Origin of the sequence: Plesiomonas sp. PI-19 (genome assembly GCF_021368255.1) — a bacterium.
Taxonomy (GTDB): Bacteria; Pseudomonadota; Gammaproteobacteria; order Enterobacterales; family CAMTGL01; genus Plesiomonas; species Plesiomonas shigelloides.
Window position 1 is genome coordinate 1,503,647 of record NZ_JAJNMQ010000001.1, and the last position, 14,179, is coordinate 1,517,825.

14 protein-coding genes are annotated in these 14,179 nt (G+C 53.9%); 4 read left to right on the plus strand and 10 right to left on the minus strand.

The window, feature by feature from the left end:
* The first annotated feature begins 29 nt into the window (after positions 1-29).
* On the plus strand, positions 30-1,055 hold the full coding sequence (torT, locus tag LQ901_RS06875; protein WP_233672098.1) for a TMAO reductase system periplasmic protein TorT: 1,026 nt from the start codon (positions 30-32) through the stop codon (positions 1,053-1,055).
* 37 nt (positions 1,056-1,092) lie between these two features.
* Here torT and torR read toward each other — a convergent pair whose 3' ends face one another.
* Positions 1,093-1,788 (minus strand): two-component system response regulator TorR, encoded by a 696-nt coding sequence (gene torR, locus LQ901_RS06880; RefSeq protein ID WP_233672099.1) that lies wholly within the window; start codon positions 1,786-1,788, stop codon positions 1,093-1,095.
* A 136-nt stretch (positions 1,789-1,924) separates the two neighbouring features.
* Here torR and torC point away from each other — a divergent pair, with 136 nt between their 5' ends.
* The 3 genes from torC (at position 1,925) to torD (ending at position 6,522) form a co-directional block, all read left to right on the plus strand.
* Positions 1,925-3,088, plus strand: a complete 1,164-nt coding sequence (gene torC, locus LQ901_RS06885; RefSeq protein ID WP_039045284.1) for a pentaheme c-type cytochrome TorC — start codon at positions 1,925-1,927, stop codon at positions 3,086-3,088.
* Between the two features lie 11 nt (positions 3,089-3,099).
* A complete protein-coding gene (gene torA / locus LQ901_RS06890; RefSeq protein ID WP_233672100.1) occupies positions 3,100-5,679 on the plus strand; it encodes a trimethylamine-N-oxide reductase TorA in 2,580 nt (859 codons plus the stop codon).
* Positions 5,680-5,820: 141 nt separating this feature from the next.
* Positions 5,821-6,522: a molecular chaperone TorD gene (torD, locus tag LQ901_RS06895; RefSeq protein ID WP_233672101.1), complete on the plus strand. Its 702-nt coding sequence runs from the start codon at positions 5,821-5,823 to the stop codon at positions 6,520-6,522.
* A gap of 94 nt (positions 6,523-6,616) precedes the next feature.
* Here the strand turns inward: torD and ccmI are convergent, their stop codons facing one another.
* From ccmI to ccmA, 9 genes are all read right to left on the minus strand, one after another.
* On the minus strand, positions 6,617-7,867 hold the full coding sequence (ccmI, locus tag LQ901_RS06900; RefSeq protein WP_233672389.1) for a c-type cytochrome biogenesis protein CcmI: 1,251 nt from the start codon (positions 7,865-7,867) through the stop codon (positions 6,617-6,619).
* Complete coding sequence (locus LQ901_RS06905) at positions 7,867-8,403, minus strand: cytochrome c-type biogenesis protein (RefSeq protein ID WP_233672390.1); 537 nt, start codon at positions 8,401-8,403, stop codon at positions 7,867-7,869. Before LQ901_RS06905 ends, ccmI begins: the two co-directional genes overlap by 1 nt.
* A gap of 26 nt (positions 8,404-8,429) precedes the next feature.
* Positions 8,430-9,041, minus strand: coding sequence for a DsbE family thiol:disulfide interchange protein (locus LQ901_RS06910; RefSeq protein ID WP_082935497.1), 612 nt, complete (start codon positions 9,039-9,041; stop codon positions 8,430-8,432).
* Complete coding sequence (locus LQ901_RS06915; RefSeq protein ID WP_010861705.1) at positions 9,038-11,005, minus strand: heme lyase CcmF/NrfE family subunit; 1,968 nt, start codon at positions 11,003-11,005, stop codon at positions 9,038-9,040. Before LQ901_RS06915 ends, LQ901_RS06910 begins: the two co-directional genes overlap by 4 nt.
* On the minus strand, positions 11,002-11,502 hold the full coding sequence (gene ccmE / locus LQ901_RS06920) for a cytochrome c maturation protein CcmE (protein ID WP_084976566.1): 501 nt from the start codon (positions 11,500-11,502) through the stop codon (positions 11,002-11,004). Before ccmE ends, LQ901_RS06915 begins: the two co-directional genes overlap by 4 nt.
* A gap of 2 nt (positions 11,503-11,504) precedes the next feature.
* On the minus strand, positions 11,505-11,747 hold the full coding sequence (gene ccmD, locus LQ901_RS06925; protein WP_010861707.1) for a heme exporter protein CcmD: 243 nt from the start codon (positions 11,745-11,747) through the stop codon (positions 11,505-11,507).
* The gene (locus LQ901_RS06930; protein WP_010861708.1) at positions 11,744-12,517 is read right to left on the minus strand and encodes a heme ABC transporter permease; all 774 of its coding nucleotides are present in this window, start codon (positions 12,515-12,517) and stop codon (positions 11,744-11,746) included. Before LQ901_RS06930 ends, ccmD begins: the two co-directional genes overlap by 4 nt.
* A gap of 337 nt (positions 12,518-12,854) precedes the next feature.
* Positions 12,855-13,514: a heme exporter protein CcmB gene (ccmB, locus tag LQ901_RS06935; protein WP_233672102.1), complete on the minus strand. Its 660-nt coding sequence runs from the start codon at positions 13,512-13,514 to the stop codon at positions 12,855-12,857.
* Between the two features lie 6 nt (positions 13,515-13,520).
* Positions 13,521-14,138: a cytochrome c biogenesis heme-transporting ATPase CcmA gene (gene ccmA / locus LQ901_RS06940; protein WP_233672103.1), complete on the minus strand. Its 618-nt coding sequence runs from the start codon at positions 14,136-14,138 to the stop codon at positions 13,521-13,523.
* Positions 14,139-14,179: the final 41 nt, after the last annotated feature.

Below are 14,179 nucleotides of genomic sequence, written 5' to 3' on the forward strand. Positions count from 1 at the left end.
GCATAAGGCCTGATTGCGAGGGAGTGAATATGCGCGCCGTTTTTTTCCTATTACCGGTCTTACTGAGTTTGCCGCTAGCGACTGGCTATGCGCAGTTGCGCCATTGGCAATCGGAGCAGCATTCTGTTCCTTTGGATACCGCTTTATCTCCGACACCGAAACCCGCAGATAAGCCGTGGAAGCTGTGCGCGCTCTATCCCAGCTTGAAAGATTCTTACTGGCTTTCGGTAAATTTCGGCATGCTGGAGGCTGCGCGCCGCTATGCAGTGGCCCTAAAAATTATGGAAGCCAGTGGTTATAACCAACTGCATACCCAGCAAGAGCAAATTGCACAATGTCGACACTGGGGTGCCGATGCGCTGATTGTCGGCAGCAGTACTGCACAGTTACCACAGCTGAAAACCTGGGCCGGCCCACTGCCGGTAATTGAGCTGGTAAACGCCACCCATAACCCCCATATTGCAACCCGAGTTGGCGTACCTTGGTATCAAATGGGCTATTTACCGGGGCATTATCTGGCACAGCAGGCAAAGGGAAAGCCGATGAATGTGCTGCTGATGCCTGGTCCACGTGATGCAGGCGGCAGTAATGAAATGCTGATCGGCTTTAGACAAGCCCTCGCCGGTAGCCAATTGCACATTGTAGATATCGCGTATGGGGATAATGACACCGAAGTGCAGCGTAACTTGCTGCAAGACATGCTCGAGCGCTATCCGAACATTGATATTGTGGCCGGCACGGCGATTGCCGCCGAAGTGGCAATGGGTGAAAACTTACGTCGCGCCAAGCCGCTGGAGATTGTTTCGTTCTATCTGTCGCATCAGGTGTATCGCGGGTTGAAGCGCGACAAAATTGCCGTGTCAGCCAGCGATCAGATGGTGTGGCAAGGGGAATTGGCGATCGAGCAAGCGGTTCGCGTGCTGCAACACTTACCGGTGAGCGACAATATCAGCCCACCGCTGTTGCTGCTAACGCCGCACAATATCCATCACAACGAAATTACCCGCTCGTTATCGCCGCTGGGGTTTCGGCCGGTGTACAGCTACCAGCCGTAGGCTCGTCTCACGCTGTGAGCTATAAAGCACCGTGGCATTAAGCCACTTCGGCTGCCAGCAAATAACCTTCCCCGTGCTGAGTGACAAACAGCTCGGGGCGCAGTTTATTCCGTAAACGTCGGATCAGCACATCCACGGTGCGCAAATCAGGATTCTCCACCCGATTCGCCGAGAGCATGCGCAGCAGACGCTCCCGGCTTAGCACTTCCCCCGGATTCGTCACGAACGCCAGCAAGATTTCGTACTCGGCGCGCGTAAGCTTGATTGGCGTATCGTCTTGCGTCAGGGTATGGCGCGCCACATTCAGGCAATAGTCATCGAACAGATAACAGTTCTCTTGCCCCGCGGCGGGTTGTGCCTGTTTGGCCAAATCAATACGCCACAGCAGATTCTTCACCCGCACCACCAGCTCGCGCAGCTCCAAAGGCTTGGTGACATAGTCATCCGCCCCCATCTCGAGCCCAACAATGCGGTCAATCTGATCGCAGCGTCCGGTGACCAAGATAATGCCTACCGTGGAGCGCTCACGTAACGCTCGGGTCAGCATCAAACCATTCTCACCCGGTAAGTTGATATCCAGCAAAATCAGATCCACGGGCTCGAGCAGCATCAGCTCATGCAAACCCGCGCCACTGGCAGTCACGGAAACCAGATATCCTTCCTGTACAAAGTAATCTTCCAGACGCGCCTGCGTCACCGGATCATCTTCCACAATAACAATGTGATGCGGCATTCGGTTGCCTCGTGGCAATCTGTTCATATCTGTTCATATTTTGCCGCATCGCATTCATGATGACCAGTCACCCTGTTCATATTTCATCAATAAAATTGTATCTCGTGTGAAACCATATAAATCACAGGGTTAAGGAATGAAGAAATTGTGGGAGAAACTGACCAGTCCCAGCGCGCGCTGGTCGGTATTGGCGCTGCTGATTGTCGGTATCGTCATTGGGCTGGCATTGATTATTGTGCCGCATGTGGGGATCAAGATGACCAGCACCACCGAGTTCTGTGTGAGCTGTCACTCCATGACACCGGTGTATGAGGAGTACAAGCAATCGGTGCACTTTAAAAATGCCGCCGGCGTGCGTGCCGAGTGCCATGACTGCCATATCCCACAAGATATTCCAGGGATGATCAAGCGTAAGCTGGAAGCCACCAGCGACATCTACCACACCCTGGTAACCGGCAAAATTGATACGCCGGAGAAATTTGAAGCTCATCGCGCCGAACTGGCTGAGCGGGAATGGGCACGCATGAAAGAGAACAATTCAGCCACCTGCCGCTCTTGCCATAACTATGATGCGATGGATCACGCCAAGCAAAATCCAGAAGCGGCGCGCATGATGGAAATTGCCGCGAAAACCAACCAATCCTGTATCGATTGCCATAAAGGCATTGCGCACCAATTGCCCGATACCAGCAGTGGCTTCCGTAAGCAGTTTGACGATCTGAAGAAAACTGCCGATGACAACGACAGTGGCGACACCCTGTATACGCTAGATATGAAACCGATTTATGCCGCCAAAGGCGATAAAGACGCCGCCGGCTCTCTGCTGCCAGCCTCTGAAATCACCGTACTGAAGCGTGATGGTGACTGGATGGAAGTACAAATCACCGGCTGGACTGAAACCGATGGTCGTCGTCGCGTTCTGTCATTACTGCCGGGTAAACGTATTTTCGTCTCCTCAATTCGTGACCAAGTGCAAGAGCGCGCCAAAACACTGGAAACCGAAACCGTTGCCGGTACTGGGGTCGAATGGAGCAAGCTGCAAACCACCGCCTGGGTGAAGAGCGGCGACATGATCAACGACATCAAGCCAATCTGGGCTTACGCCGACTCGATGTACAACAGCTCCTGTAACCAGTGCCACGGCGCACCAGATAAAGCGCATTTCGATGCTAACGGCTGGATTGGCACCTTAAACGGCATGCTTGGTTTTACCAGCTTGGATAAACGCGAAGAGCGCACCTTGCTGAAATACCTGCAAATGAATGCTTCCGACACCGGCGGTGCCGATCAGAAACACTAAGGATTAGAACGATGAAAATACAAAATAGTGTTCCAGAGACCCGTACTGCAGCGCCTCTGACTCAGGACAGCGTTAACGTATCGCGTCGCCGTTTTCTGGCTCATTTAGGCGGCCTGACCGCCCTTGGCATGCTGAGCCCTTCGCTGCTGGTACCGCGTAACGCCCTCGCCGCAGATGCAAGCGGCGCGGCCAACTCTCAGCAAGGTATTCTGACCGGCTCTCACTGGGGCGCAATTCGCGCCACGGTGGAAAATGGCATTTTTGTCGCCGCCAAGCCGTTTGAAAAAGACCAGTATCCTACGGATATGATCAACGGCCTGCCTGATCATGTGCACAATGCCGCCCGTATTCGTTACCCAATGGTGCGCATTGACTGGATGCGCAACAAGCACAAGAGTGACACCACGCAGCGCGGCGATAACCGCTTTGTACGTGTGAGCTGGGATGAGGCGCTGGATCTGTTCTATCAAGAACTGGAGCGCGTACAGACCACCTACGGCCCGAGCGCCCTGCTGACCGGCTCGGGCTGGCAGTCTACCGGTATGCTGCATAATGCAGGCGGCATCATGGGTCGCGCCTTGGCGCTGCACGGTAACCGTGTAGGCACCGGCGGCGACTATTCCACCGGTGCGGCGCAAGTGATCCTGCCGCGTGTGGTAGGCTCGATGGAAGTGTACGAACAGCAAACTTCATGGCCGTTGGTGCTGCAAAACAGCAAAACCATCGTGCTGTGGGGCTCTGACATGCTGAAAAACCAGCAGGTCAACTGGTGGTGCCCAGATCACGATGTGTATGAGTATTACCATCAGCTGAAAGACAAAGTGGCCAAGGGCGACATCAAGGTGATCAGTGTCGACACCGTGGTCTCCTCCACCCATGATTTCCTTGGCCGCGATAAAGTGCAGCATGTGGCCATCAACCCACAAACGGATGTGCCGTTGCAGTTGGCGCTGGCCTATGTGCTGTACACCGAAAAGCTCTACGATCAGCACTTCCTCGATACCTACACTGTTGGTTTCGCGCAATTCCTACCGTATCTGCTGGGTAAAACTGATAACCAGCCGAAAACCCCGGAATGGGCGGCGAAACTAACCGGTATTGATGCTGACACCATCCGCACGCTGGCACGCGAAATGGCCGCTGGCCGCACTCAAATTGTGGCCGGCTGGTGTGTACAGCGTATGCAACACGGCGAGCAGTGGGCGTGGATGGTAGTGGTGCTAGCGGCCATGTTGGGTCAAATTGGTCTGCCGGGTGGCGGTTTTGGTTTTGGTTGGCACTATAACGGCGCCGGTACGCCAACCCGCAAAGGGGTGATCTTAAGCGGTTTCTCTGGCTCAACTTCCGTGCCGCCAGTACACACCAGCACCGATTACAAAGGCTATAGCAGCACTATCCCCATTGCGCGCTTTGTCGATGCCATGTTAGAGCCGGGCAAAGTGATCAACTGGAACGGCAAGCAAGTCACCCTGCCGGCGATTAAGATGTGCGTGTTCAGCGGTACTAACCCGTTCCACCGCCACCAGCAATACAACCGCATGATTGCCGGTTGGCAGAAACTGGAAACCGTAGTCGCCATTGATAACCAGTGGACCTCAACTTGTCGCTTTGCTGATATCGTGCTGCCGGCCACTACACAGTTCGAACGTAATGATATCGACCAATACGGTAACCACTCTAACCGTGGCCTGATTGCCATGCACAAAGTGGTCGAGCCGCAATTTGAAGCGCGCAGTGATTTTGATATTTTCCGCGATCTGTGCCGCCGCTTTAACCGCGAACAAGCCTTTACTGAAGGGATGGATGAGATGGGCTGGCTTAAGCACATCTATAAGGCCGGTCAGCAACAAGGCAAGGGCCGCGGCATCCATATGCCTGACTTCGACGCATTCTGGAACGGCTCTGGCTATATCGAATTTAGCGATCCGCAACTGTTTGTGCGCCACCAAGAGTTCCGCGACGATCCTGATTTGAACCCACTCGGCACCCCAAGTGGCCTGATTGAGATCTTCTCGCAGACCATTGCCGACATGAACTACGACGATTGCCGTGGTTACCCAATGTGGTTTGAAAAAGAGGAGCGCTCTCACGGCGGCCCAGGCTCTAATCGCTTCCCGCTGCACCTGCAATCGGTGCACCCGGATGCTCGTCTGCACTCGCAGCTGTGTGAGTCACCAACCCTGCGCGCCAAATATACCGTCGGCGGTAAAGAGCCAGTGTATATGAGCCCGCAAGATGCGAAAGCGCGTGGTATTAAAGATGGCGATATCGTGCGCGTCTTTAACGATCGCGGTCAGGTGCTGGCTGGTGCGGTAGTCTCCGATCTGTATGTGCCGGGCACGATCCGTATTCAGGAAGGTGCGTGGTACGATCCGGATAAAGGCGGCGTGATTGGCGCTATGTGTAAGTACGGTAACCCGAACGTGCTAACCATCGACATCGGTACCTCACAGCTGGCGCAAGCCACCAGTGCGCATACCGCTATTGTCGAGATGGAGAAATACACCGGCCACGTTGAGCCCGTCACAGCATTTAACGGCCCAATCGAAATGGTTGCTGAGTGCAGCTATGTGCCTAAACCAGCTAACTAATTAGTCTGCGAACTCATTAGTCAGCGAGCTAATGAGCCCGAGAACTGATTAGCCTGCGAGCAAGTTAGTCAACGCGCGAATCCGCACACAGCCTTGAGGTCGTTACGGCCTCAAGGCCAATTTAAGCCCAAGGGACATCCTATGCCACAACAAGCGACCCCACTTAGTGCGCAGCATTATGCCTGTCTGTATGCATGGCTTGCCGGGATCTTTGCCCGCGAGCTGGATGATACGCAGCTCACTCAGCTGCAATCAACCGACCTGCAAGCTTGGCTAGACTTTATGGACAGCCAACCGGCCCTGCATGAAGCATCGAGCAATGTGCGCCGCGCCATCAGCGGCTTGCTGCTACGCCCCGATGCGCGACTGGAGTTAGCCGCCGATTTTGCGGGTTTGTTCTTAATGACCGACAAACAAGGCGCGCTGCCGTATGCCTCTTGCTATGAAGGTGACAAGGTGCGTTTTCGCCGCGATGCCTGTTTGCAAATGCAGCAATTACTGCGCGATGCCGGCATGAGTGTACGCAGCGAGTTTCACGAGCCGGAAGATCATCTGGCGGTAATTTTTGAGCTGCTCAGTCATCTGAAATTTGCTGCCGGTGAATTTTCCGCCGATGAACATGCCGCGGAGCATGACGAGATGATTACCGTCAATGCTCTTCAGCAACGTACTCTGGGATTACTGCTGATGTGGCTGCCTGATTTTGCGGCACGCTGCCAAGCGCACGATCCGTTTGGCTTTTATGCTGCCCTCAGCGCGCTGGCGCTGCAACTGGTGCAACTGGATGCTGCTCAGGTTCACGCGCCGGGTGCTCAACTCGCTGCTGATACATCAGCAAGTTAACGCGGGTTAGATTTCACCGTATCTCGGCATAAAAAAGCCCCGCATCACGCGGGGCTTTTTCTTGGCTTAGCCTTGTTAGCTTAGCAGATAAGCATCACTGCGCAGGTGGCATTGGCATCATCGGCGCCGACTGCGGATCTGGACGATGATTCACCTCGACGGCTACTGGCTGATTGGCCTGATACGGCTGTACCGCACTCTTACCGCTTAAGACCCCCGGCGACATAATATCCGACTGTCCATCAATCACCTTCACTTTCACTTGCAGCGAAGAGAGCGACGACAGTTTACGCTCTGGCATCATGCTATCGGCATCAGAAATGGTCACGGTTTGTGGCAGTTCGCCCAATGGAATTTGACGCACCGCTACCGGCACCGGACTTTGTCCGTCAGTCACTAATACCACCAAACGCGCCGAAGCCGGTAAGCTGCTGCGCAGTGTCGGCGGAATATCCACACGCACTTTCAGCGCTGGCGCTGTAATACCGGCGCGCGCTTTAGCCGCTTCAATACTGCGCTCCAGCAAGGTGCGGCGAGAATCATCTTTAGGCATCATCTTCAGCATCACTTCCCACGCACCAATGGCTTGCTGGTAGTTCTCCTGTTCAAATGCACTAAACGCCAGCAGCGCTAACGCCTGCATGTTCTGATGATCTTGACGCAGTACGCGCTTTAGCAACCCTTCGGCTTTGCGGTTATCCGCCGGATCGCTAGACTGGATCAGCACTTCGGCATAGCCCAAAATCACTTCAACGTTATCCGGCGCTAACTGATAAGCCTTTTCAAACGCTTGCGATGCGGTGGTCAGGTTGTTAAGTGCCATACCGATGCGGCCTAGCATCACCCAATCCGGCAAGTTATTCGGCTGCTGTTGCAACTCAGTACGCAGACCTAATCCCAAACGCGCCAGCTCTTCTGTCGTCAACGGTTTTTGATCTTCATGCTGCACCCGCTCACGCAGTTGCGGCATTTGCTTGATCACCTGAGACCACTCGGCCATCTGCGATTGACCGCCCGTTTTCAGATAAAACCCCACACTCACCACCAGCAGCACAATGACGCCCGGCACCAGTGCCCAGCGCGAAATCGGCTGCGTAGTCGCAGAATTGGCTACCGGCACATCCGCCAGCAAGGTTTGCTGCAGATCTTGCACCATCTCACGCTGTTCACTGACGACGCCAAGCTCTTCGTCTTGCGCCACTTCCTGCACGCGCTGTTTGTAGAGCGCGGTATTCAAGCGATCACGGGTCGTCTGGTGACTTTCACCCGGCGCGCGCAATACGGGAACCACCAGCAGTAGCGCACTGACCACCAGCAACACCACGACCAACAGCCAAAATGTCATCATGGTTGTTCTCCGTTATTATTCTTCTCGTTATGGCTATTTGGAGCCGACTTGCCATTTTCCTCCAGCAGTCGCTGCAAGCGCTGTTGCTGCTCTTCAGACACCACCGCCGCGCTGGTGACGAATGCTTTATCAGTGCGACGTTTCGCGGTCTGACGGAAAATGATGAACGCGCCGCCCAGCAATACCAACAGCGGCCCCAGCCACAAAATCAGGGTCGAGGCGGTTAATGGCGGATCGTAAGTCACGAAATTGCCATAGCGCGTGACCATGTAATCGACCACCTGCTGCTTGTTGTAGCCTTGCTGCATCAGCTCATACACTTTCTGCCGCATGTCTTCAGCGATAATCGCGTTTGAATCAGCGATGTTGTTGTTCTGACACTTCGGGCAACGCAGCTGCGCGGTTAATTCGCGGTACTGCTGCTCTTGCTCAACGGTGGAAAACTGATAGGTATCAATCACACTGGCATACACCAAACCGGTATACGCCAGCGGCGGCAGCGCCATTCCCACCAGTAACCATAAAACGCGCAACATTTTCTTCATGCTTGCGTTGTTCATTATTGTGCGCCCCCCTGAACAGGAGCTGGAGCCGCAACAGGCTTCGCAGGCAAATCAGAAACCGGTGCGCCGTTATATTTAAGCCACAAAGGCTCAACTTCGCGCTTCCAGATGGTTTCATTCATATCACCGGCATGGCGATAACGGATGATGCCTTGCCCATCAATCAGGAACGTTTCTGGCGCGCCATATACGCCCAGATCCAATCCCAACATACCGTTACCATCATACAGGCTCAACGCATACGGATTGCCTAGCTCATTGAGCCACGCGATAGCTTTTTTGCGATCATCCTTGTAGTTCATCCCCACAATGCGCACACCACGGCTGGCCAGCGTATTGAGGTATTTGTGCTCGGCATAACAGGTCGGACACCACGTCGCCCACACATTCAGCAGCAGCGGTTTGCCATCGTGCAGCACGTCTTGGCTATAGGTTTTCCCCGGAATGTCCAGCGATTCCAGCTTAAACGGCGGCACCGGTTTACCGATCAGTGCCGACTCCAGCATGGTCGGATCTTCCCCACCCGCGTTACGCATCAGCTGTACCATAAAGGTCAGCACTAAAATCAAAAACAGCGCCAGCGGGATAAAAAGCAACTTACGCTTCATTTTTGTGTTGTCTCCGGCTGAGTTGTTGCATACACCACGCTGCGATAACGGCGGTCAAACATACAAAGCGCACCACCGATAGCCATCAGCAAACCACCCCACCAGATCCAGCGGACAAACGGTTTGTAATAAATGCGCACCGCCCATGAGTTATCGTCCAGTTGCTCACCCAGTGCGGCGTACAGGTCACGAGTCAACCCACCATCGATGGCCGCTTCGGTCATCATGCTACGCGCATGGGTATAGAAGCGTTTTTCAGCGTTCAAGGTCGCTTCCGGTTTGCCATCGCGGGTCACGTCAATCACCGCCATACCGCCGGTATAGTTTGGCCCTTTGATTTCATGCACATCACGGAAGGTGAACAGATAATCGCGAATTTGTAGCGTATCGCCCGCACGCATGCGCACATCACGCTCGATGCTGTAATTTTGGCTAAAGGCGATACCAATTACCGTTACCGCGACACCCAGATGCGCCAACACCATGCCCCAGTGGCTACGCGGCAATTTAGTCAGTCCACGCAGCAAACCAAAACGGTGCGTCGCACGCTCATACACTTCCGCCAGCGTCAGGATAATCACCCACAGCGCCATCAGCAGACCCACTACGGTCATCGCGGCGATGCGATCGTGCAGTAACCACGGCAACAATACCGCCAACGCCACTGAACCGACCAAACCCAGCAGCATCGGCATGCGGATACGACGCAGCTCATCACGACGCCAACGCACCAGCGGCGCAATCCCCAACAGCAGCGAGAATGGCACCATCAGATAGGTGAACATCGCATCAAAGAAGGGCTCACCGACCGAAATACTGCCCAAACCGAGCATCTTGTGCACCAACGGCAGCAAGGTACCGAGCAGCACCACCAAGGTGGCCGCCACCAGCAACAGGTTATTGAGTAATAGGAAGGTTTCGCGTGAGAAAAACTCGTGTCGTCCCGGTGTACGCACTTGGCCACCGCGCAGTGCATACAGCAGCAACGAGCCACCAATCACCACCACCAGATAGGCCAGAATGAACATGCCGCGCGATGGATCGGAAGCAAACGCATGCACCGAAACCAGCACGCCAGAACGCACTAAGAAAGTCCCCAGCAGACACAACGAGAACGAGGTGATCGCCAGCAGCACCGTCCACGCTTTAAAGGTGCCGCGTTTTTCTGATACCGCAAGTGAGTGCATCAGCGCGGTACCGGTTAACCATGGCATCAAGGAGGCGTTTTCGACCGGATCCCAGAACCACCAGCCGCCCCAGCCCAGTTCGTAATAAGCCCAGAACGAGCCCAGCACGATGCCAAGAGTCAAAAAGACCCACGCGGCTAATGTCCACGGGCGTGACCAGCGCGCCCATACCGAGTCCAAACGCCCCGCCATCAGTGACGCAATGGCCAGCGCAAACGCCACCGAGAAGCCGACATAACCCATGTACAGCAGCGGTGGGTGGAAAATCAGCCCGACATCCTGCAGCAGTGGGTTCAGATCGCGACCATTAATCGGGAAATCCGGCAACGTGCGCGTAAACGGGTTGGACGTGAGGATAATAAACAGCAAAAAGCCGATATTAATCATTCCCATCACCGACAACACGCGCGCCACCGAGTCTTGCGGCATCCGACGGCTGAAAAAAGCCACCGCCAGCGTCCACCAGCTCAACAACATAACCCACAGCAGCAATGAGCCTTCGTGAGCACCCCACGTTGCCGCAATACGGAAATAGACTGGCAGTTGCGAGTTGGAGTTGGTTGCTACATACGCCACGGTGAAATCATTCATCACAAAGGCGTAAACCAGACAGCCAAACGAAAGTGTGATAGCTAAAAACATACCGACGGTCAGCGGACGCGCCGTGGCCATCATCCGGCTGTCATTGCGCACCGCGCCCCAGCACGGATAAATACTCAAAAGCAGCGCCAATGCGAGCGCCAGCGCCAGTAAAAAGTTACCAATTTCAGGGATCATGATGCATTCCCATTGGCTGGCGCTGGCATGCTTGACGTCGGCTTCGCTGGAGTGTGATGGTTGGTTTCCATCGCCTGCTGAATTTCTGGCGGCGTGTAATTCTCATCATGCTTGGCCAGCACTTCGTTAGCCTGAATCACCTGACCCGGCATCAACACGCCTTGCGCCACAATGCCCTGCCCTTCACGGAACAGATCGGGCAATACGCCATCATAGGTCACTTCAACCACGCCTTTAGCGTCATACAGTTTGAAGGTCACTTGCAGGCTATCTGGCGCACGTTGCACTGAGCCCGGCAGCACCATGCCGCCAATACGCAGACGTTGGCCGACTTCCGGCTTTTCATGTTGTGCGCCTTTGCCGTTTAGGATCTCACCGGGGGTATAAAACAGGTCGATGTTCGAGCGCAGTGCATACAGGATCAGTGCAATCGTGGTGATCACGCCCAGCAGCACTAGCACAACCAGATACAGCCTGTTTTTCCGGCGGGAACTCATTGTCATTCTTGACTCTCCTTATGACTCACAACATGGTCTGAGGCTTTTTGTTGTTTTATTTTCTGCACGCGCTGTGCCCGTGCTTCCTGACGCCGGATGTCGGCCAACAACTGAGAGTGAGTCCAACGGGTATGGACACAAATTCCCAGCAAGGAAATGAAGGTGATACCTACGGCCAACCAGACATAAAAGGCGTAACCGCCCATGGCCAGAAAGGCATCCCATGAATCAAAAAATGCCGTCATGCTTTATTTCCCTTACCGGACACCGCAGACGATGGTGTTGCCGCGCCACGTAAAGCCAGATTCTTCACCCACGGGCGATGACGCTCCTGAGCCAGAATCAAGTTACGCAGACGCATCATCGTCAAGGTAATGAAGAAGAACAGAAAACCAAAAATACTCAGCCGCAGTGGCGTGCGCATACTCGGTGCGATGCTTTGTTGCATGTTGGTTGAGCCCTGATGCAGGGTATTCCACCACTCCACAGAAAAATGGATGATCGGCAGGTTCACGACGCCAACCAGAATTAAAATGCTGGCCGCGCGCCCCGCCAAACGGCGATCGTCAAAGGCGTTATACAGGGCAATTGCGCCCAGATATAAGAACAATAAAATCAGCTCTGAGGTCAGGCGAGCGTCCCACACCCACCACGCGCCCCACATAGGCTTACCCCACGCCGAGCCGGTTGCCAAAGCAATAAAGGTAAACACCGCCCCGACTGGCGCCATCGCGGCGCTGGCCAGATCAGACATTTTGATTTGCCAAACCAGCCCAATAAACGCGGCAATCGCCATTGAAGCGTAAATGCCCATCGACCAAATGGCTGCGGGGACATGCAGATACATGATCCGGTAGCTATCACCCTGTTGATAGTCTGCCGGTGCAAAGACAAATCCCCACACCAGACCGGTTACCAGCAGTACCACCGCCAGAACTCCGCTGAACGGGAGCAACCGGCCGCAAAGCTGATACAGCCGCTCCGGTGCTGCGTACTGATGTAGCCATTTCCACATAATTGGATCTCTCTTATTGTCTTGTGAAACTGTTTTCTTATTATCCGCACTCGCCATCAACGCATTCGACAGGAGTGCTCAATAAATAGCGGTTCAACAGAGTGGTGCTGTACTTACGTCGTGGCTGTATTGTAATTGCGTCATAAAGGTTACACCACGTTACGGTATTGTTTGGCGTCTGCTAATTGTCTCTGTTCTAGCAATTTCGGCTATTCTTTTCTCTGTATTTCACTAGATAGTTCACAGTGATTGTTTAAAGCCCTATTTTCCGCGCGGGTACTTATCCAACCCATTACCCTTTTGAGTTATTTTGCCGAGAATCTCGGGTAGACCACGTTTATTGCACACTAATGCGCAGCGCGGCGGCGGCAGCAAACGGCGATAAGGTGAGGCTGCCCATGAGCATGGCGCCTAAAATGGCCAAATAGCCACTCAGTGGCATGCCCATAATTGACGCATCCAGCGTAGCGGTGGCAAAAATCAACACGGGGATAAACAGCGGCAAAATCAGCAAACTCAGCAGTACCCCGCCCTTGCGTAACCCCACGGTTAACGCCGCGCCAATGGCGCCAATAAAACTCATGGTTGGCGTCCCCAGCAGCAACGTGGTGGCCATGGTCAACCAGACCTCAGGTTTAAGCGACAGTAATACTGCAATAAGCGGTGATAAAATCAATAGCGGCAGGCCGGTCAACAGCCAATGAGAGATGACTTTAGCACAGACAATCAAAGGTAACGGCACAGGCAGTAGCATCAACTGCTCTAGCGAACCATCTAGATAATCATCCTTAAATAAGCGCTCTAAAGAGAGTAAAGAAGATAAGAGCGCGGCAACCCAGATAATACCGGGCGCAATCCGCTCCAATAATTTGGGTTCAGGGCCAATACTCAATGGAAACAAGGTAATCACAATCACAAAAAACAGCAGCGGATTAACAATTTCCGTTGAATTTCGAAACGCAATTTTCAGCTCACGTTTAATTATTGCCAATAGCATTGCATCTTATTCCATATTGCCGAGCCGAAAATGGCGCATATTGGGGTAATTTAAATCCTGATGCGTTGTAAGGATAATAATCCCACCACCGGAAATATGTCGTTCAAATAATCCCAGTAATTTGGCAACACCGGATTTATCAATCGCGGTCAATGGTTCATCGAGGATCCAAAGCGGATGTTGGCTAAGCCACAAGCGCGCCAGAGCTACACGGCGCTGCTGACCTGCGGAAAGCTGGGCCACCGGCACATCTTCAAAACCTTCGAGATCAACGTGCGCCAGCGCATCCCACAACGCGTTGTCGTCACACTGCCCACCTGACACTTGCTGATAGAACGCCAGATTTTCATAGGCGGTCAGCACCCGTTTCAACCCCGGATGGTGCCCCAAATACAGCAAGCTTTCTTGATAACGTTCGCGCTGGTGGCGAATCGGCTCGCCCTGCCATAGCACTTCACCGCTATCGGGTAGTGCTAAACCGGCCAAAATACGCAGCAACGTGGTTTTGCCGGCACCGTTTGGCCCCTCAATTTGTACCATTTCGCCCGCGCTGGCAGAGAACTGCAAATCATGCAGTAAAACTCGCTCGCCACGTTGGCATGTCAGACTGGAGGTTGTCAGCATGAAAATGTACCCCGTGAATCACCCGTGCGCCTGACACTGGT